Consider the following 20867-nt stretch of genomic DNA (forward strand, 5'->3'; position numbering starts at 1 on the left):
GCATTGAGCGCTCCCTTCAGACGAACTCCCCCTGGTCACGCCCCACCGGGGGCACCACGTCCCCACCAGTGAGTACGCGTACAAGGCCGCCCGAACCACCGAACTTCATACCGACGCTCTCACCCTCGCAACATCAGACCCAGCCAAGGCCCCGCATACCGACTGTGCCACAGTGCAACTCACCAACCGAGATCGACGACATTCCGAGTCATTAAGGCGCGTGAGTCTTCGCTAGCCACCTACTGCATAAGTGGGCGCCATAAGCACGCAAGTTGGCTGATTGGGCCACCGTGGACCACCGCTGGTGGCAGCATCCTGACAGGAGGGAGACGGGAGGAGTTCGGTGGGGTTTTACATCCGCAAGAGCATCAAAGCAGGTCCGTTTCGCTTCAATCTGAGTAGATCTGGGATCGGGGTCAGTGCCGGCATCCCGGCTTCCGCAGGGCACCGGCCCACGCGGCAATTACGTGCATATGGGACGCGGCGGCGTGTACTACCGCGCAACGCTAGGCGGCTCTTCGCCACATCAAGCTGCTGTCCGACTGCCCTCGCCGCAATGGTTGCCGGCCGACGTGCGTCCGAGCGGCATCGTCATGGAGGACGTGACCGGCAGTACCGCTATGGAATTAGCTCCCACTGGTGGTGGCGACATCGTTGAGCAACTCAACGCCGCCGCGGCTCGAACACCGTGGGGGTGGTGGGCCGTAGCAGCATCGGTCCTGCTCGGTCTGGTGACCATGCCATTCGGACTGATCCTGTGGATCATTCTCGCGCCAGTGTGCGTCTGGCTGGTACTCAATGACCGTGCCCACAAGACCGTGGTGCTCTTCTACGACGTCAACGATGACCACCACATCTGGTTCGACAAGCTCGTCTCCACCTGGCCCTGGCTCACCGGATCTCAACGCGTGTGGCGGATCATGCAATCCGGCGCCGTCACCACCACCTATCAATTCAAAACGAATGCCGGCGCCGGCCGCGTCATCAATCGGCTCAACGCACCCGCCACCATCACCGGTCCGACGCAGCTGTCCACCAACATCGCTGTTCCGTCAGTTGTCGCCGGCAACGCTGGCCTGTACTTTCTGCCGGATCGCGTGCTGATTCGCGAAGGTAATCAGTTCAGCGACATCACCTACGCCGAGCTGCGCCTGGACTCTGGCGTGACGCGGTTCATCGAGGACAACGCCCCGCCAGCGGACGCCCAAAAAGTGGACTACACGTGGCAGTACGTCAACGTCAAAGGCGGACCGGACCGCCGGTACAACAACAACCGGATGCTGCCCATAATGCTTTACGGCACAATCGATCTGACCAGCCGCCAGGGACTGCACTGGCAACTTCAGATATCGCGGAAGGACGCTGCAGCACCGGTGTGCCACGCACTGTCCAATGCACCCACTCTCACCGCCGCACCGCCACCGGTGGTCCATCCTCCACTGAAGAACCCTGCACCCCGGCCACCGCAACCGCCGCGCAGCACCGCGTTCGTCACCAATCCGGTAGGACTGCCGCCGCTGGTGCCCCGGCCAGCGGCGGCGCAGCCGCGCTCCAAGCAGAGCCAGAAACGTTCTATGCAGGCCCCGTCCCGGCCGACGATCACATGCGCTCAGTTAACGCGAAAACCGACGCCGTACCCGCTCGACGGGTTGACGTTCACCGCCATCGATATCGAGACAACGGGATTGGATCCCCGGACCGATCGGATCGTCGAAATCGGCCTGGTCAAGTTCACCGCCGACGGCACGATCGTCGATGAGTTCGCGACACTAATCAACAACCCAGGATCTAGTCCCGGCGCCCTTGCCGTGCACGGCATCAGTGATGCCGACCTCGCGGGCGCACCCGACACCGAGCGAGTCCTGTGCGAAGTCTTCGCATTCATGGCCGGCACGGTGCTTGTTGCGCACAACCTTGAATTCGAAAGCGACTTCCTGGTGACTGCCGCGCAGCGTGCCGGTCTACGCGTGCCTCGGAACGCACTCGCCATCTGCACACTGGGTACCGCGCGCCGTCAACTGGACGGCCGCGCATTCAGCCTGACCGCCATGTACAAGACCGCGACCGGACGCTGGATCGATCACCAGCACAACGCGCTCGCTGACGCGCGCGCCGTACGCGAAGTCTTCCTCTGGCTGCTGGCCCAATCCCCTGCTCCGCTGCACCTCACCATGGCGCCGCCGTCGACGACTGAATCTGCTGTGCCGGTTGAGCAGTGCCAGATCTCTTGCCGCCCAGTGCCTCTTATTCGTGCCTCAGTTGCTGAACTGCTTGACGCCTTCCCTCAATCACCCACGCCCCGGCACGGCGACCCAACTGAGGTCGATACGTACCGGAACCTGCTGGCACATGCTGTCGAAGACGGTCGACTCAGCTACGAAGAAGCCGACTCTAACGAAACAAGCCCGACTGACCCGATTAACAGGAACGCAGCTGCGCATGCTGCACCAGCAGGCCTGGGACAACACCTATCCAGACGCCAAGACTGCCGACTTGGCATCATTCACCGCCACACACCGACGCGAAATGTTCCTGCTCGCAGACGGCCTCGGACTCGCTACGCTTGCGGACACAATCCACCAAGTCATCGAGGAATGCTCCGAACCGACCCCACCGGAGCAAGCTCGCTACCTTCGAAACCTACGCGTTGCCATCGTTGGCGACGACACCAGCATCACTGACTTGCGCGAACACGCCGAGGCATACGGGGCAAAGCTGGCGATCAAGATCACGAAAACAGTCCAATGGATGGTCACTCTCACCCTGACTCCTCTGATTCTCGGCACACCACCGCGCGCGCACTCGGCATTCCGTTGATCAATCCCGCACAAGGCTGGATACAGATCAACGAAGCGATCCGCGAGGAAGAGATGAAAGCCTTTGAACGCCAACAGCAAATCGCTGCGTCCGCTGCATTGCGCGAACAACGCGCAGCCGAAGCCGACGCGTACTGGCGGCCAACCTGGCGGCCAGTAGAACTCGACGACGACCCAGGACCACCAGCCTGGGATGAATGAGGCCGGGGGCAGGGCGACTCTCTGCAGCCCCTCCCTCTGTAGGTTGCATTTCTGCATGTCGTTTCCACAGTCTCGACCTGGGCCTTTGCTTGATTGCATCAGATTTGGCGGACGGAATTTTGCATTCTGGATGGCGAATCCTAGAACCGCACGGTTGTACACGAATTGCTTTCTGTCGCGTAGTCGCTGGGGTCGAATCGGGCGCCACCGCTCACCGGCGTTGGATTCGGGCAGCGAGCACCGTGGTCCATTCGGCGAGGTAACGGTCGTCGGGTATCGGGTTCGCGGTGCGGCGAAAGAGGTTGGCGCCGACGCGTTCGCCGAGCAGAGCGTTGACGCCGAGCGCGGCCAGGGTCGCGGTTTCGGTCTCCACGAGTTGCGGACCCCAGGTGGCGATCCAGCCGGCGAGTTCGGCGGTGAGTCCCTCCACTAGGGCGGCATACGCGGTGTCGAGGTGCTCAGACATGCCCGCGGGGGTGCGCGCGGCGATCTGCAGCAGTTCGCTTTCCTGATCGATCACCGTCAGCAGGTAGCGGCCGAGCACGGTGAGCTCGCTATGCAGGTCTCCGAGCCCGGCGAACAGGGCGCGCATGTCGGCCATCGCCGAGCGGCGATCCAGCTGCCGGTCGATCCCGGCCGCTAGTAGCGCGTCTTTGGATTTGAAGTGCCGGTACAGCGCGCCCGAACCGGCCGAAAGCCCCGCGGCCGACTCGATCTGGGAGATGCTGGTGGCCTCAAAACCCTTGTCACTGAACAGCTTCATTGCTTCGGTGACAAGCCGTTCCCGGGTGGGTGTGGCCGCCATCGTTGACCTCCTGCAAGTGATCACTTACTGTGTGTACGAGTCCACTGTACTACGCGGGTTTGATCAAGCGGGAGTCATTCGATGCCACAGCACGAGATACCAGTGCCGAAAGGCCGACTACGCCGGACGATGCCGCTGGCTGGGTTCACCGCCCGCGCGGCTGGTGGCCGATTGATTGCCGGGCTGCGCGAACGCGCCGGGGATGACGGCGCAGTGCAGCGGTTCCATGAGGGCACCGCCGAGCGGTACACCGACTTGCTCGGGCACTCCAAAGGCGCGCTGATGAAGATCGGTCAGCTCGCGTCGATGGTCGACATGCAAAGTCTCGGGACGGGCGGGTTCGCTCCCTACCAGCAGGCCCTCACGCGCTTGCAGTCCGATGCCCCGCCGATGGCGCCGGAGCTGGTGCACGAGATTCTCGATGACCAACTCGGCTCTGCCGCAGCGCACTTCGCCGACTTCGAGAACGTACCGATCGCCGCCGCATCGATTGGGCAGGTGCACCGGGCCGTGTTTCACGACGGCCGCCGGGTCGCAGTGAAGATCCAATACCCCGGCGTAGCCGAAGCCATTCGCCACGATCTGGCCAACACCGAGCTGGTCGCGACGTTCCTTCGCTTTGTGACCTCAGCTTCGGGCATGGTGTTCGACCCGCGGACGTTGGCTCGCGAGTTGACCGTACGGATCGCCGAAGAACTCGACTACCGCCGCGAGGCGGCCATGATCGCCAAGTTCAGCGACTTATATCGCGGCCACCCGTTCATCCGCGTTCCCGAGGTGATCGACGACGCATCCACCGACCGCATCGTGACGATGACCTACCTCGACGGGATGGACTGGGCAGCCGCACAACGTGCCGATCAAGATCTGAAAAACACGTGGGCCGAGACGATACTGCGGTTCTCGTGGGGCAACTTCCGCCACGCCAACCTGCTGCACGCCGATCCACACCCCGGCAACTACCGCTTCAACCCCGATGGCACCGTCGGCTTCGTCGACTTCGGTTGCGTGAAAGTCCTCCCCGAAAGCAAGCGCCGACAGTGGGTGTCTGTGGTGCGCAACGTCGTCGACGACCGAAAGGACGAGCTGCGCGCCGACATGGTGGCCGCCGGATTCATCACCGCCGATTCGCCGCTCACCGGAGGCGACGTCCACGCGTTCTACGTGCAAGTGTTCTACGAGCTGATCGCCGAGCCGCAACCAGTCACCTACACACCTGACAGTGGCGCCCGATCCGCACGATGGCTGTTCAGCCTCGACGCAGCCAATCCATTAACCCGGATGTCCGCGCCGAACGACTACGTGTTCGCCCCGCGAGTCCAACAGGCGCTGACCAACATTTGCGGCGGACTGACCGCCACACTTGCGGCCCGGTCAATCAACGACGACATGGACGGAATCGCTCAACCGACCACCGAACTGGGCAGGCTCCACCACGCTTGGGTGCGCGCACGGGGACTGCCCGGCGCGCTGGATGACCACACTGCCGCGCGGGGTTCGTCCCGATGCTGACCAACAGCCCGCGTCGACCGCGACCGCGAACCATTGCGACACAGGCAGGGATGGAGACCGCATGACCCCGTCAGACAACGCGGTCCCGCGGGGCCGGGTCCGCCGCACGATGCCCCTGGCCGGGTTCACCGCCCGCGCCGCCGGCGGACGCCTCATCGCGGGATTGCGTGAACGTGCCGGCAACGACGGAGCAGTCGACCGGTTCCACGAACGGACCGCCGAACGCTACACCGAGCTGCTCGGCGCCTCTAAAGGCGCGCTGATGAAGGCCGGTCAAATTCTGTCGATGGTTGATGCCGACGCCATTGGCGACGGCGGATTCGCTCCATATCAGAAGGCGCTGGCTGTACTGCAGGCCGACGCGCCACCTATGCCCGCCGCCTTGGTACGCGCGGTTCTCCATGACGAACTCGGTTCAGGAGCCGATCTTTTCGCCGAGTTCGAGGGCGAGCCGATTGCCGCCGCTTCGGTGGGACAGGTCCATCGAGCCGTCCTGCGCGACGGTCGTGAGGTGGCCGTGAAAATCCAGTACCCCGGTGTGGCACAGGCAATACGGGACGATCTTGCTAACGCCGAATTGCTCACCACGTTCATGAGGTTCGTGATGGCAGCGTCAGGCATGGTGATGGTCGATCTCCGCGGAGCGGTCGCCGAAATCTCGGAGCGCATCACCGAGGAAGTCGACTATCGGCACGAGGCGTCAATGATCACGAGGTTTGCTGACCTTTATCGCGGCCACCCGTTCATCCGGGTCCCCGAGGTGATCCGGGAGGCGTCGGGCGACCGGGTGTTGACCATGACCTACCTCGATGGCATGGACTTGGCCACGGCTAGGCTCGCCGATCAGGATCTGAAAAACACCTGGGCAGAGGTGGTCTTCCGGTTCGTCAACAGTAGTGGCCGACATGCCAATCTGGCCCAGGTCGACCCGCATCCCGGCAATTTCCGGTTCCATCCCGATGGCACGGTCGGGTTCATCGACTTCGGTTGTGTGCAAGTCGCCGACGAGCGACAGCGATGGCTGTACGTGGCGTTGTTGCGCGCTGGAATCGAGGCGCGCTACGACGACTGCCGGGTCCTGATGATCGATCGATACCTGAATCAACATTGAGCGACAACAGTTTTCGGCAATTGGTATCCCGATCAGTTCCGGCCGCAACCGGTGACCTACAGTCCGGACATGGTTGCGCAAAGTGTTCCATGTTTGGCGACCAAGACACCACGCGCGCGATTTCGATTTTAGCCTGCAACCACATCGCCGCAAGTTTAGGGCAACAGTGCGCGTTCCATCATCGACGACCTTGACGGTGTCGCCGAACCCACCACTGAACTGGGCACCACGTCTGGGTACGCGACGCGGACTGCGCGGATTGCCCATGACCACTCCTGACGTGAGTTGCCCTGGGACGCCGCCGACCCGTACCCGTTCTACGACGCCGCCGCGACGGCGACGTCGTCTCGACACCGCCGGAGCCTGCTGATTCTGGGCTATCACGCCGCCCGCGACGTGCTCACCGGCGCGCACTGGACCAGCGATCCCCGCGCGACCACGGCCGCCGCCGAGGCTCCCATGCTGTTCAACACTGCCTTCGTCGAAGCCAGCATGCTGTTCACCGATGGGGCCGCCCACGATCGGTTGCGCGGCGCGGTCCGGGACGTGTTCGGCCGCACATTCATCAACCGCCTCGCTGGCGGTGTCGAATCCGTCTGCCACGACACCATTTCCACAATTCCGGCTGACCAGACCTTCGACGCGATGACGCAGATCGCACTCCGCCTGCCGATCGTCGTCATCGGTGCCTGGCTGGGACTGGACACCGACCAGTGCACGGCACTACGCGAGTACTCGCCCAACATCATCCGCGTCCTCGGGGGCTTCGCGCACCGGGACGAACTCGAACAAGGAATCGCAGCAGCCGCAGCGTTGCTCACCCAAATGCTGCCGGCGGCCGCCGACCGGCGCACACACCCGGGCGATGATCTGCTGAGTTACCTGGCCGCCGACCCCGAACTCAGCCTCGACGAAGTCGTCATTACCGCGATCCTTATTGCGGTCGCCGGACATGAAACCACCGCAAACCTGCTCGGCGCCAGTCTCATCCGGCTACTTGCCACCGACAGCGACGGCACGCGCCTGGCCGACCGGATCGCCCCGACGACCCGCGGTGATCACCGAGCTGCTGCGTCTAGACGGTCCCGTGCAAGCAGCCGCTCGTACGGCCACCGCTGACCAGAAGATCGCGGGTATCGATATCCGGTGTGGTGACACGGTTCTGGTTTGCGTCGCGGCTGCCAATCGCGACCCCGGCGTGTATGTCGATCCGGAGCAGTTCATTCCCGGCAGATCGGGATCCGCACCGCTGACTTTCGGGCACGGCGCGCACTACTGCATCGGCGCCCCGTTGGCCAGGCTGGAAACCAGTGTGGCACTGGGCCGTATCTTGGCTCGCCGGCCTGCGCTGGCCGGTGTTCCCACCTGGCGCGACACCCCTGCCATCCGGGGACCGTTAACGTTGCCGATCCGATTCGACCGCTGAGACGATGGTCGCAATCGACGGCGGCTTGGCTCGCCTCAGATCACGGTTCGACCTGAGGTTGCTTCGATGGCGCGAGCGGATCGCACGGCAGCGAGAGCAACTCGCCACTGGCACCGAGTCGGGTCGGCCCGACTCGAAACGGGCTGCGCAACCATACTTCCACGGCCAGCACGAGTGTCTTTTCAGAGATGCAGCTATGCAGCGCGAGATGTACCGGCTGTGAGGATGTCGCGCACTATAGCGGGTACACGAATCATCCCTGCGCTGGGCCGTTTGAGTCCTTCCCACGGCACAGAGGATGACCGTCTCGGCGTCGTCGGTCGCCGTGGTGGGGTTGGCCGCATCGGTGATGTAGAGGACGGCGTCGTAGAACATGTCGAAGAAGAGTTCGACGGTGGCTTCAATCGGCACCGCGGTTTGAGAGTCACCCCCACGGCAGCACCTGTTGTTGAACCGGACATCGCGGCCCAATGGAACCCAGGATTCACGCGAGGTAGATCACCTCAGAATTGCATTCTAGTTGGCGGCTCCGCCAACTTTCGCCATCTCGGAACGCAATCCGCCACGGAGAAATGCAACCTATAACGGCTCGCACCCCCACTTCAACATATAGCCGACCCGGGGGCTTGTGGCAAGACCCCCCTCATGCTCCAGAATCGCTGGGCTGCAACGCAACTTGTGGCTCAGACCGTCTTGAGGGGACGCATGACAGATACCGACGTGATCATCGTGCGGGGCCGACCGGCCTGACACTCGCCACCGAACTCTGCTGACCGGGGTCAAACCGCTTGTGTTGGAACGACTCACCGGCATCCGTGAGGTCGCCAAGGCCGGCGGCATCGGCGGGCAGATCCTGAACCTGTTGCGCTACCGGGACCTCGGCGACCTACTCGACGACGCGGCAGGCGCACCCGTCACCGCCAAACTTCCGTTCGGTGGCATCCACGTCGACCTGACCAAGCTCGACGAGTCGCCGATGCAAGTGCAGCGACTCCCCCAGCCGCAGCTGGAGGCGCTGCTGCAAAGCTACGCACAAGACCTCGGCGTCGAGGTCCGGCGCGGTCACGAAGTGGTCGGCCTCGAGCAGGACGATGCAACCGTCCACCTCGACGTCCACGGACCTGACGGTCCGTACCGCATCCGCGCGCAGTACGTCGTGGGCTGCGACGGGGTGCGCAGCCGGGTCCGGGAACTGGCCGGCATCGGTTTCCCGGGCATCGTCTATCCCGAGATTCACCGCATGGCCACGGTCACCATGCCGCCCGAGATCACCGTCCGCGACGACGGCGACTTCGACGTTCCCGGCTACGGCCGTTTGGCCTGGGGCTACAGCCAGACCGAGGGCGGCGTATTCGCCATCGCGTCGTCCGAACCCGGGCACCTGGGGATGTACACCAGCGAGGCCCCCGATCACGACTACGACGATGACGACCCGATGACGTTGGACGAATTTCGTGACAGTGTCCGCCGCGTGCTCGGTGTCGACTTCCCGCTCGGCGAGCCAAGGCGGCTGACCCGGTTCACCTATGCGGCCCGGCACACCGAGCGCTACGTAGCGGACCGAGTACTGCTGGCCGGCGACGCCGCCCATCAGATTCCGACCGGCGGCGTGGCGGTCTCGGCCGGGATGCTCGACGGGGTGAATCTCGCCTGGAAGCTGGCCGCCGTCCTCGGAGGCTGGGCACCGCCGGGGCTGCTCGATACGTACCACTGCGAACGCCACCTCGCCGGCGAGCGACTCCTGCTGCATTCCCAGGCCCAGGTGTCGTTGCGCCGCGGGCACGACCCCGCCGACGAGGCACTGCGAAAAGTGTTCAGCGAATTGGTCTCCGATGCACCGGCGCTTGCGAGGGTCGGCGCGATGATCGCCGCCTCCGACGTCCGGTACCCGATGCCAGGCGCGCAGTCGCACGCCCTGGCGGGAACCTTCGCGGCGGGCCTGCCCGACGACGTCGTGACCGCCTTGCGTGCGGCACGCCCCGTCTTCGTCGGGCCACCGGAGCTGTGTGACGTCGCGGCACCGTGGGCCGACCGGGTCGACACCCGAGATCACCGTGGCCTCGATCATCCCCAAGCCCTGCTGATCCGTCCGGACGCGCACATCGCGTGGGCCGGCGACTCCGATTCAGGACTGCGGGAAGCACTCGCGTATTGGTTCGGCGATCCACGATGAGTATTCGGCCCCGCCCAGGTCTATCCATCGAAAGCTGCAATCTCCAGGAGGCACCATGACCGAGCAGACCGCCCTGCCACCGGTAGTCGACCAAGACACCTGGCGCACTGCCCTCGACGACTTGCGCAAGCGAGAGAAAGCCGTGACGCGTGAACTCGACGCCATCGCGGCACAGCGCCGCAGGCTGCCGATGGTCGAGCTGCCCGACTACACGCTGATCGGCGCTGACGGTCCGATCCGCCTGGCCGATATCTTCGACGGGCGGTCGCAATTGATCGTCTACAACCACATGTGGACCGACGGCGCCGAGTGGCAGTGTCCGGGCTGCACGGGTTTCACGTCGCAGTTCACCCGGCTCGGCTTCCTGGACAACTACGACGCACGGTTCGTCATCGTCACCAACGGACCCATCGAGGAAGCGCTGGCCTACAAGGACAAGGTCGGCAACACGATGGACTGGTACTCGTCGTCCGAGAGCAGCTTCGGGTCCGACGTCGACGCCGCGCCCGGCGAGGGATTTGCCGTCAATGTGTTTCTGCGGCACGGCGATACGGTGTACCGCACCTGGCACACCACTGGCCGCGGCTGCGAACAGCTGGGCCACAGTTTCGCGCTGATCGACGTTCTGCCCTACGGCCGCCAGGAGCAGTGGCAGGATTCGCCCGAGGGCTGGCCCCAGTCGCCGACGTACTCCAAGTGGGCCGGTTCGCAGGAGATAGCCCACGCATACGGATCGAACGGACAGAACCGATGACCAGCAACTCGACGACCCAGGAACGCTTCGTCGCCACCCGCACCATCGCGGCGCCGCCCGCCGCGGTGTTTGCGGTGCTGGCCAACCCCGCACGGCACAAGGAGACCGAGCCCGGCGACTGGGTCCGCGACGCCATCGACTCCGCTCCGATCACCGGTGCCGGACAGGTATTCGCCATGAACATGTACCTCGACCTGGCCGGCGGCGACTACGTCACGCACAACCTGGTGACCGCGTTCGAGCAGGACAAGACCATCGCCTGGTCCACCGGCAGCCTGAATGAGTCGGGTGAGCACACCCCCGGCGGTTGGTGGTGGCGCTACGACCTGGCCCCGAACAGCGACGGCACCGACGTGATCCTGACCTACGACTGGACCGATACGCCGCAGGCCTTCCGCGATCAGATCGGCGGAATGCCGCCGTTTCCGATCGGGTTCATCGAGGAGTCGCTGGCTGCCCTCGACCGGGCGGTGACGGGCTAGCCAGAAGCTCACGTGCCCACGCACGATTTGAACCTGAGCCTATCCCGCGTATGCTATCGGCGGTACTTCGTCGCATGGTTGCTCACCATGCCGTCGCCGATTCGACTTGCACGAATCATCTGCAGCATGGTGGATGCCCCATGGCAATGCGAGTTCCGTCGTCCGTCGCTCGATGACGGTCGATCGAGCAGAGCCACCGATTTCGACACCCGATGACGCTGCGCTCCGTCAGGCCGACATCGACGATCCGCAATGCAGCGCGCATCGCCGCATCGCCGACGGATTCGCGGTGACATCGGCCAAACAGAGGCCGCTCATCGAGACCGCGCCAATGCGCTGTTCGTTTCAAGCTGATCCTCAGCAACGCGGAATGTCATGCAATCGCGGATGTTCCGGTCAGCCGGATCGGTTCCGACCTCGAATCGGTCGACCATCCCGACGAAACTCGATCGTGCACCGTTTGACCGATTCGCGGTCAAGGCAGGAGCGTCGCAATGACGCCGCACGAACATCGCACAAGCCTGGCCGAACGCCGCCCAAACAGACGCCGAGATTGCGTTTGAAGCCCAAGGCCCCACAGCGGATTCGTTGATGGCGCATGGTGGCCCCACACCAGCAACCTCAGCAACGAACTGCCCGACCTCTTGGCTGTGCTGTCCGTCCGCCTCGGGCGGATCGACCGCGTGCTGTACAAAGTCGACGAATGGTCGCAAGCTCCGACGAAACTCGCCACCGGCGGACGACGGGTGCACCTCGACGGATACCGACGCCAGCCGCGGAACACGATCGAAATCGTCGGCCTCGACCGCGACAACATCGTGCTGCTGACGGTACCCGCCAACACGGATGCGGCAGAGCCCATTCGGCGCTCATGAGCGCCGCGCTGCCCAACAACCGTTCAACGGTGTTGGACATCTTGACGACGGCTCAGCACGCCGACTAAGGCTCCAGGATTTGTCCTGTGGCCCAATAGATTTGGATGCAAAGATCGCATTCATCAGGAAAAGAAAGTAGTAATCGCATGACCGAAGGAACCGTGAAGTGGTTCAACAACGAAAAAGGCTTCGGCTTTATCGCCCCTGACGGTGGCGCGCCGGACGTTTTCGTTCACCATTCCGAGATCCAGGCCGGCGGCTTCCGCTCGCTGGAGGAAAACCAGCGCGTGAAGTTCGAGGTCACCGCGGGAACCAAGGGCCCGCAAGCCGTGGGCGTCACCGCTCTCTGAGACAGCACTGAACCCTTGGATTGATACGGAGTTATCCCCTATCAATCCAAGGGTTTTTCCAAAATCCGCTGCCGCCGCGCGGCGGTCAATATTTCCTCCGCGGTCTGCAGCATCGTGTCTTCGCCGCGACGTGGCTCAACCGGTAGGCCAGCCGCGCGCCGCAACACCATGTTGGCCAATGCGCTGTTGGTTGTACTCGGCACGATAAGCAGATTCGCGCTCGCCTCGGACCCGCCAACGGCGATGATGTGTTGCGGCTTGGTGCGCCAGTCCCGCCAGTTGAGATTCGGGGGATTGTGTAGTGGCGACCAATTGAGGCCGACATCAACAACTTTCCCCAAGCGACTTTCCAGGACCCCGATCATGCCGGCCAATTCGTCGGCCAGGGCCGCGGTGTACGGCCACCACGCGCCATCGATCCGACGGCCAAGATCGTAAGCCAGACATAGTCGAATCGGCTTCTCCGGCCGACGTCTCTGCGTGAGATACGCCATCAGGTCACCGCACAACGCGGAAGTAGATTGGCGCGACATCTCATTGATGAATCCTTACGTCGATGCCGCGACTACCTCACCGCCAGCATGGCGATCGGTAATCACACGACTCCCATCACCAACGCTACGCCGCGCCCATACACGCGGCTCCGACACATACCCCGGAGTCGCCGTAGACTCGGGTGATGGCGCCGAAATGCCCCCGATGCGGCAGCACCGGCATGTATCCACTCTCCAGCACCAACCCGAGACCCGCCGCGTCCGGCGGGCGCCGATGGGAATGCGTTGATTGCGGCAAAAACATTTTCCGCAGTGGGCCCGATCCTGATCCGCCCCCATCAGTCGGCAAGTAAGAAACTCGCCGACTGATGAGAGCGGAGGCGTCAGTCGCCGTACTCCGCAGTCCCGTCTTCGAGCACCAACCGCGCGTTGCTGCCATCGGAACCGGCGGCTTCGGTCCGGAACACCGCGTGCCCGGCTCGGTGCGCCACACGGAGGTCGTCAGCGTCTCGCCGGGAAACACCGGTGAGGTGAAGCGCGCACCGACGGCCTTGATCTTGGCGGCGTCGCCGCCACCGAGTTCGGCGACCAGCACGCGCCCGGCGACGCCGTAGGTGCACAGCCCGTGCAGGATCGGCTTCGGGAAACCCGCGAGCGTCTGTGCGAACCACGGGTCGCTGTGCAGCGGGTTTCGGTCGCCGGAGAGCCGGTAGATCAGCGGCTGGTCCTCGGTGGTGGGAAGTGCGACGACCGCGTCGGCGGGGCGATCCGGGATCTCCGGTGCGGCCGCGCGCTCCCCTGGCTGTCCGCCGAAACCGCCCTCACCGCGGATCACCGCCGTCGACCAGGATTCGGCGATCACGTTTCCGCTGTCGTCGGTGGCAGTGCCCTTGAACGTCAGGATGGCGTTCTTGCCCTCTCCCTTGTCCTGGATGTCGACCACCTCGGAGCTGACGTTGAACCGGCCCGCCGGCGGCAGCGGCGCGTGCAGCCGAATCTGCTGACTGCCGTGGAGCAGCTTGCCGAAGTTGAAACTTCCCACCTCACCGACGGCGCCCCACGCCGGGCAGGCGATGACCGCGTAGGTGGGCAGCACCTGCTGGTCGATGCCATGACTGTTCTCGGTGGTGAACGCCAAATCCTTGGTGCCGCAACCGACTCCGAGTGCATAGAGCAGGGTGTCGCGTTCGGTCCATTCGAAGGGCTGCGGTGCGGTCTTGGCTCCGATGGCATTGGGGTTGATCGGCATTCGGCGGTTCTCCCTCAAGTCGGTGTGACAAATTCGGACCCTACGCGCTATTGACGTCGGCCCGCGACAGGTTCACGATGACTCGCATGCGATATGTCGTTACCGGCGGTACCGGGTTTATTGGCCGCCGCGTCGTCAGCCGGATTTTGGCTCTGCACGACGAAGCCACCCGGCCCAATTTCGGCACCGCCGAAGTGTTCGTTCTGGTTCGTCGGGGCTCGTTGGCCCGGTTCGAAGAACTGGCGTCGGAATGGGGTGACCGGGCGAAGCCGCTGGTCGGCGATCTCACCTCCGCAGATCTGGGCTTGACCGATCTGGCCGATCTGGGTCCGGTCGATCACGTGGTGCACTGCGCCGCGATCTATGACATGACCGTCGACGCCGCTACGCAGCAAGCCGCCAATGTCGAGGGCACCCGCGCCGTCATCGAGTTGACCCGCAGTCTCGGCGCCACGCTGCATCACGTCTCATCGATCGCGGTGGCCGGCAACTACCGCGGGATTTTCACCGAGGACGACTTCGACGTCTCGCAGGAGCTGCCGACGCCGTACCACCAGACCAAGTTCGAAGCAGAGCAACTGGTGCGCGCCACCCCCGGCCTGCGTCACCGGATCTACCGGCCGGCCGTCGTGGTCGGCGACTCCCGGACCGGCGAGATGGACAAGGTCGACGGGCCGTACTACTTCTTCGGGGTGCTGTCGCGACTGGCGGCGCTGCCCAAGTTCACGCCGATGATGGTGCCCGACACCGGCCGCACCAACATCGTGCCGGTGGACTATGTGGTTGACGCCCTCGTCCATCTCATGCACGCCGACGGTCGCGACGGTCAGACGTTCCACCTGACGTCACCGAATCCCATTGGACTCAAGGACATCTACCGTGGCGTCGCACGCGAGGCCGGCCTGCCGCCGCTGCGCGGCACGCTGCCGAAAGCCACCGCGGCCCCGGTGCTCAAGGCCACCGGCCGGGCCAGGGTGCTGCGCAACATGGCGGCAACCCAGCTGGGCATCCCCGGCGAGGTCCTCGACGTCGTCGACCTGGCACCGTCCTTCGCGTCGGACACCACCGTCGCGGCACTGCAGGGCAGCGGCATCGTCCTACCCGAATTCGCCTCGTACGCACCGAAACTGTGGCGCTACTGGGCCGAACACCTGGACCCCGACCGGGCCCGGCGGGACGACCCGCGCGGACCGCTCGTGGGTCGCAACGTGATCATCACAGGTGCGTCCAGCGGTATCGGACGGGCCTCGGCCATCGCCGTTGCCGAGCGCGGCGGCCGGGTGTTCGCGTTGGCTCGTAGCGCCGACGCGCTCGATGAACTCGTCGACGAGATTCGCCAATTCGGCGGCGAGGCCTACGCCTTCACGTGCGATGTGGCCGACGGCGGATCGGTGGAGCACACCGTCAAGGACATTCTGGGCCAGTTCGATCACGTCGACTATCTGGTGAACAACGCCGGCCGCTCGATCCGTCGTTCGGTGGTCAACTCGACCGACCGCTTCCACGACTACGAGCGCGTGATGGCAGTCAACTACTTCGGCGCGGTCCGGATGACGCTGGCGCTGCTACCGCACTGGCGAGAACGCCGCTTCGGTCACGTGGTCAACGTGTCGAGCGCCGGGGTCCAGGCCAACAGCCCGAAGTACAGTGCCTACCTGCCGAGCAAGGCGGCACTGGACGCCTTCTCTGAAGTTGTTGGTACCGAGACCCTTTCGGACCACATCACGTTCACCAACATCCATATGCCGTTGGTCGAGACCCCGATGATCGCTCCGTCCAAGCGACTGAACCCCGTGCCGCCCATCACCGCGGAGCATGCCGCGGCGATGGTGGTGCGCGGCTTGGTCGAGAAGCCGGCGCGGATCGACACACCCATGGGAACGCTGGGCGATCTCGGAAATTACTTCACCCCCAAGCTGTCTCGCCGAATACTGCACCAGCTGTACCTGGGCTACCCCGATTCGGCAGCAGCCCGCGGCGTCACCGAAACTCCGCCGCCGGCCGACCGCCCACGCAACCCGCGACGGCCCAAACGGCCCATCTCGGTCAGCAGGGTCCGGGTGCCGCGGCCGGTCAAGACCGCCGTGCGCCTGATCCCCGGAGTGCACTGGTAGAAACGACGACACCTGGTCCGTGCCACCGCACGGACCAGGTGTCGCGGTATCGAGGTCAGATCAATTCGTACGCCGGATCCCGGTGCAGGGTCGAGTCGATGCCTTCCTCCTCCGCTTCGGCGGAGATGCGCATGCCCATCATCTTCTTGATCGCGAGTGCGATCACGAGGGCGACCGTGAAGGAATAGACCAAGACGGCTCCCGCCGCGACGGCCTGCTTGAGCAGCAGGTCCGCGCCACCGCCGTACAGGAGTCCGTTGACGCCGTTGGGCATTCCCGAGCTGGCGAAGAATCCGATCAGCAGCGTACCGACGATGCCGCCCACGAGGTGCACGCCGACGACGTCAGTCGAGTCGTCGTAGCCGAACTTGTGCTTGAGGCCGATCGCGAACGGGCAGATCACCGCCGGAATGAACCCGACGAAGATGGCGCCGATCGGGGTCACCGCACCACAGGCCGGAGTGATGGCAACCAGACCGGTGATCGCGCCGGAGGCCGCGCCAATGCCGGTCACGTGACCGTCCTTGAACTTCTCCACCAGAAGCCAGCCCAGCGTGGCCGCACACGTCGCGACGAATGACGTGACCATGACGATCGCGGCCGGCTTACCGGCGGACAGCGCCGATCCACCGTTGAAGGCATACCAACCCGCCCACAGCAGCCCGGCCCCGAGCAAGGTCAGCGGCACATTGTGGGGTCTACGCGACGTCCAGGTCGCCGACTTGCCGAGCACCAGCGCCACCGCCAGCGCCGCCGCGCCCGCGTTGATGTGGACGGCGGTGCCACCGGCGAAGTCGATCGCATGCAACTTATTGGCGATCCAGCCGCCCTTGGCCGTACTGGTCACCACACCGTCGGCCGCGAAAACCCAATGGGCGACCGGGAAATAGACCAGAACCGCCCATGCCGTCGCGAACGTCATCCACGCCGCAAACTTCATCCGGTCCGCCGCAGCACCCGAGACGATCGCTACGGTGAGCGCCGCGAAGAGCGCCTGGAAAAGCGCAAACAAACTGACCGGCAGCCCGTTGATGGTGGTCATCGGATCCAAGAGGTCCTTCATCCCCGCGAACTCGGTGAAGCTCCCGACGAATCCGCCGTACGAGGTGCCGAATGTCATCGAGAAGCCAAACAACACCCACAACACACCGACGACGGCCACGGCGCCGTACGTCATCATCATCATGTTGGTCGAGCTCTTCACACTGACCATGCCGCCGTAAAACAATGCCAGCCCTGGGATCATGATGGTGAGCCCAATGATGCAACAGAGCATGAATGCTGTTGTTCCGGTGTCCATTTCGCCTCCTCGCAGGTTCGTGAGCACATGACATGCCCGTCTCTGCACAGTAGACATCGTTTTCTTTGCGTAGACGCTACGTTGCACGTAACAAACTTGTGAACGACCCCGTAACGCCGAAGTTACGTCGCCACTGTTGCAATACCCATGGCAACTGTGTCTACTTTTAAGAAACATTGATTCTCATCAGTAGTCGGGAGTTGGCATGACGACGAAACCCAAATCACTTGCGGCGCTGGCCGAACAATCGGGGACCAAGTTCATCCTGGCGCTCTTCGTCGATCTCAACGGCAAGCCGTGCGCCAAGCTGGTACCGGTCGAAGCGGTCGACGAACTGGCCACCAATGGTGTCGGATTCGCCGGCTATGCGGTCGGCGCGATCGGCCAGGAGCCAAGAGATCCCGATCTGATCGCAATTCCCGATCCGGCGTCCTTCACCCCGATTCCGTTTGTCAAAGAAGGCCTGGCCCTTGTGCATTGCGACCCGCACGTCAACGGCGCACCGTGGCCATTCGCCCCCCGCAACATTCTCAAGGCGATGATCCAGCAGGCGGCCGATGCCGGATTCGAGCCCTGGATCGGAGCCGAGGTCGAGTACTTCCTGCTCAAACGCGACGCCGGCGGTGCACTGGTACCCGCGGACGACCAGGACACCGCAGCCCAGCCGTGTTACGACGCCCGCAGTGTCACCCGGATGTACGACCATCTCGCGTCGATCAGCACCGCCATCAATGGGCTCGGCTGGGGCAATTACGCCAACGACCACGAAGACGGGTCCGGCCAGTTCGAGCAGAACTTCAATTACGCCGAGGCGCTGACGACCTGCGACCGCGTCATCACGCTGCGTTACCTGCTCAATGTGATGGCCGCCGAACGGGGCATGATCGCGACCTTCATGCCAAAACCGTTCGCAGACAAGACCGGCTCCGGTCTGCACATGCACATCTCGCTCACCAGCGGAGGTGCTCCGGTGTTCCCCACCGAGCCCCCGGAGGACAACCGCGGCCTCGCGATGTCCGCAACCGCGTATTCGTTCATTGCGGGCATCCTCGATCACGCCTGCGCGATGCAGGCCGTGATCGCACCAACGGTCAACTCCTACAAGCGAACCGGCGCTATCTCGACGGCGTCGGGCGCATCCTGGGCGCCCCGTTTTCCCACCTACGGCGGCAACGACCGCACGCACTATGTCCGGGTCCCCGACAACAGCCGAATCGAACTGCGCGGGGGCGACGGCTCGGCCAACCCCTACCTGGCCGCGGCGGTTGCACTCGCCGCCGGGCTGGACGGCGTCAAGCGGGCCGCCGACCCCGGCGCCCTGGGCACGGGACCAAGGCAGGAACGACTCCCCGCCACCCTGTTGCACGCGATCGAACGGTTGGAGACCGACCAGGTGATGACGGGCGCACTGGACGCGGCCATCCCACCAGGCTCCGACACCCCCAGTGTCGCTGCATATTTCGCCCGTCTGAAGAAGACCGAATTCTGGGACTGGCACTCAGCGGTCGGCGCCTGGGAACACGAGCGCTACCTCACCGCTTTCTGAGAAACCGCAACAAATCCTCTGTCGGCCAACCATATCCGGCCGCGACGAGAAAGGAACAGTACAACCATGTGCGGAATCGTAGGGTTGCACCTGCGCAACCCCGAGCTGTATCCCAGGCTGGGTGCACTGTTGACCGGCATGCTGACCGCCATGGAGGCGCGCGGCGCCGACTCGGCCGGGATCGCTGTATATGGCAATCCGCAGTGGTCACCAACCGGGCAGAGCACCATCTCCCTGATCGACGTCGGCGCGTCGCCTGAACAGGTTGCGAAGGCGATCGGCGCTCGCCTGGAAACCGAAATCACCGTCATTGCCCGCGATGTGACCTGCCTCGTGTCAGCAGACACCACGCCCGAGGCGCTGCTTGCAGCCGCCAAGGAGGTTTACCCACATGCTCTCGTCGGCGGATTCGGTGAGGACGTGGCCGTGTTGAAAGGTGTCGGCACGCCCACGTCGCTGGCGGTCAGCTGGGGGCTGGCGGACGCACACGGCTGGCAAGGGGTCGGCCATACCCGCATGGCCACCGAGTCGGCAGTCACCCCCAGCGGCGCACACCCGTATGCGGTGGGCCCGGATCAGTGTCTGGTTCACAACGGTTCGTTCGCCAACCATGCCGGCATCAGGCGCGAGCTGCGGGCGGCCGGCGTCGAATTCGACTCCGAGAACGACACCGAGGTCGGCGCCCGCTTCGTGGCTCACAAGCTGGCCGCGGGATCTGATGTCGAAGGCGCGCTGACCGATCTGACCACGACATTCGACGGCTTCTACACCCTGCTGGTCTCCAACAAAGACAGCTTCGCGATCGTGCGTGACGCCATCGCGTGCAAGCCCGCGGTGATCGCGGAGACCACCGACTGGGTTGCCATGGCATCGGAGTTCCGTGCCCTCGCGCATCTGCCCGGAATCGCGGACGCCCGGATATGGGAGCCCGAACCCGAAGTGGTCTACGCCTGGAGCCGAGAGGCGGTACCGGCATGACCGACACACCAACAACATTCGACCTGTCAACCACACCGCTACGTGACGTCAATGCGGCACTGCACGCTGAGGGCATCGACGGCCAGTACGTCATCACCAACCCGCAGGGCGCCCACAACGTGGCCGTCGGGGTCAACTCACCGGTCGAGATCACGGTCCAAGGCCACGTCGGTTACTACGCCGCCGGCATGAACCAGAAAGCCGAGATCACCGTCAACGGCAACGCCGGGCAGGGCCTGGCAGAGAACATGATGAGTGGTTTCGTCCACGTCACGGGCGACGCATCACAATCGGCGGGCGCTACCGGGCGCGGTGGACTGCTGGTGATCGACGGCAACGCCGCCGCACGCTGCGGCATCTCGTTGAAAGGGCTGGACGTCGTCGTTGGTGGCTCGGTCGGCCACATGAGCGCGTTCATGGCACAGAAGGGCCGCATCGTTGTGCGCGGCGACGCCGGCGACGCCCTCGGCGATTCGATCTACGAGGCGCGGCTGTATGTCCGAGGAGAGGTGAAATCCCTTGGCGCGGATTGTATCGAGAAGCCGATGGCCGACGAACACCTCGAGGAGCTCGCGGGTCTGCTCAAGGCCGCCGGCTACGACGACGACCCGGCCACCTACCGGCGGTACGGCTCGGCGCGCACCCTCTATCACTTCCAAGCCCACAACTCTTACTGATTGA

General features: G+C 64.2%; 14 protein-coding genes and 5 pseudogenes. 15 read left to right on the top strand and 4 right to left on the bottom strand.

The window, feature by feature from the left end; all coding sequences use genetic code 11:
• Positions 1-343: 343 nt before the first annotated feature.
• The 3 genes and pseudogenes from G6N59_RS31855 to G6N59_RS09795 form a co-directional block, all read left to right on the top strand.
• Positions 344-427, top strand: a pseudogene (locus G6N59_RS31855) (DUF4236 domain-containing protein); the annotation flags it as partial.
• A gap of 61 nt (positions 428-488) precedes the next feature.
• Positions 489-2681, top strand: a complete 2193-nt coding sequence (locus G6N59_RS09790; protein ID WP_235678741.1) for an exonuclease domain-containing protein — start codon at positions 489-491, stop codon at positions 2679-2681.
• A gap of 63 nt (positions 2682-2744) precedes the next feature.
• On the top strand, positions 2745-3017 hold the full coding sequence (locus G6N59_RS09795) for a hypothetical protein (protein WP_163911192.1): 273 nt from the start codon (positions 2745-2747) through the stop codon (positions 3015-3017).
• Positions 3018-3228: 211 nt separating this feature from the next.
• On the opposite strand, the gene G6N59_RS09800 is transcribed toward G6N59_RS09795, so the two are convergent.
• A complete protein-coding gene (locus tag G6N59_RS09800; protein WP_138232001.1) occupies positions 3229-3822 on the bottom strand; it encodes a TetR/AcrR family transcriptional regulator in 594 nt (197 codons plus the stop codon).
• Between the two features lie 81 nt (positions 3823-3903).
• Here G6N59_RS09800 and G6N59_RS09805 point away from each other — a divergent pair, with 81 nt between their 5' ends.
• The 8 genes and pseudogenes from G6N59_RS09805 (at position 3904) to G6N59_RS09840 (ending at position 12505) form a co-directional block, all read left to right on the top strand.
• On the top strand, positions 3904-5334 hold the full coding sequence (locus G6N59_RS09805) for an ABC1 kinase family protein (protein ID WP_179970291.1): 1431 nt from the start codon (positions 3904-3906) through the stop codon (positions 5332-5334).
• 61 nt (positions 5335-5395) lie between these two features.
• Positions 5396-6670, top strand: a pseudogene (locus G6N59_RS09810) (ABC1 kinase family protein); the annotation flags it as partial.
• A 234-nt stretch (positions 6671-6904) separates the two neighbouring features.
• Positions 6905-7871 (top strand): annotated as a pseudogene (locus G6N59_RS31860) (cytochrome P450).
• A 793-nt stretch (positions 7872-8664) separates the two neighbouring features.
• Positions 8665-10044: an FAD-dependent monooxygenase gene (locus G6N59_RS09820; protein WP_235678742.1), complete on the top strand. Its 1380-nt coding sequence runs from the start codon at positions 8665-8667 to the stop codon at positions 10042-10044.
• Positions 10045-10099: 55 nt separating this feature from the next.
• Positions 10100-10798 carry a DUF899 domain-containing protein gene (locus G6N59_RS09825; protein WP_138232003.1) on the top strand — a complete coding sequence of 233 codons (699 nt, stop codon included), beginning with the start codon at positions 10100-10102 and terminating at the stop codon, positions 10796-10798.
• The gene (locus G6N59_RS09830) at positions 10795-11280 is read left to right on the top strand and encodes an SRPBCC family protein (protein WP_138232004.1); all 486 of its coding nucleotides are present in this window, start codon (positions 10795-10797) and stop codon (positions 11278-11280) included. Before G6N59_RS09825 ends, G6N59_RS09830 begins: the two co-directional genes overlap by 4 nt.
• A gap of 553 nt (positions 11281-11833) precedes the next feature.
• Positions 11834-12223 (top strand): annotated as a pseudogene (locus G6N59_RS30890) (DUF5994 family protein).
• A gap of 78 nt (positions 12224-12301) precedes the next feature.
• Positions 12302-12505 (top strand): cold-shock protein, encoded by a 204-nt coding sequence (locus G6N59_RS09840; RefSeq protein WP_138232006.1) that lies wholly within the window; start codon positions 12302-12304, stop codon positions 12503-12505.
• A gap of 41 nt (positions 12506-12546) precedes the next feature.
• Here G6N59_RS09840 and G6N59_RS09845 read toward each other — a convergent pair whose 3' ends face one another.
• Together G6N59_RS09845 and G6N59_RS09850 are read right to left on the bottom strand one after the other, a co-directional pair.
• On the bottom strand, positions 12547-12999 hold the full coding sequence (locus G6N59_RS09845; RefSeq protein ID WP_138232007.1) for a DUF5994 family protein: 453 nt from the start codon (positions 12997-12999) through the stop codon (positions 12547-12549).
• A gap of 383 nt (positions 13000-13382) precedes the next feature.
• Positions 13383-14248 (bottom strand): annotated as a pseudogene (locus G6N59_RS09850) (MaoC/PaaZ C-terminal domain-containing protein).
• A gap of 86 nt (positions 14249-14334) precedes the next feature.
• Here G6N59_RS09850 and G6N59_RS09855 point away from each other — a divergent pair.
• The gene (locus G6N59_RS09855) at positions 14335-16362 is read left to right on the top strand and encodes an SDR family oxidoreductase (RefSeq protein WP_138232009.1); all 2028 of its coding nucleotides are present in this window, start codon (positions 14335-14337) and stop codon (positions 16360-16362) included.
• Between the two features lie 55 nt (positions 16363-16417).
• Here the strand turns inward: G6N59_RS09855 and G6N59_RS09860 are convergent, their stop codons facing one another.
• Entirely contained in the window at positions 16418-17662 is a 1245-nt protein-coding gene (locus G6N59_RS09860) for an ammonium transporter (RefSeq protein WP_138232010.1), read from the bottom strand.
• Positions 17663-17867: 205 nt separating this feature from the next.
• Between G6N59_RS09860 and glnT the strand changes: the two genes are divergently transcribed.
• From glnT to G6N59_RS09875, 3 genes are all read left to right on the top strand, one after another.
• Positions 17868-19208 carry a type III glutamate--ammonia ligase gene (glnT, locus tag G6N59_RS09865; protein ID WP_138232011.1) on the top strand — a complete coding sequence of 447 codons (1341 nt, stop codon included), beginning with the start codon at positions 17868-17870 and terminating at the stop codon, positions 19206-19208.
• A 66-nt stretch (positions 19209-19274) separates the two neighbouring features.
• Entirely contained in the window at positions 19275-20186 is a 912-nt protein-coding gene (locus tag G6N59_RS09870) for a class II glutamine amidotransferase domain-containing protein (RefSeq protein WP_138232012.1), read from the top strand.
• On the top strand, positions 20183-20863 hold the full coding sequence (locus G6N59_RS09875; protein ID WP_138232013.1) for a protein glxC: 681 nt from the start codon (positions 20183-20185) through the stop codon (positions 20861-20863). Before G6N59_RS09870 ends, G6N59_RS09875 begins: the two co-directional genes overlap by 4 nt.
• Positions 20864-20867 lie beyond the last annotated feature (4 nt).

It is taken from the genome of Mycolicibacterium aubagnense, from assembly GCF_010730955.1.
GTDB lineage: Bacteria > Actinomycetota > Actinomycetes > Mycobacteriales > Mycobacteriaceae > Mycobacterium > Mycobacterium aubagnense.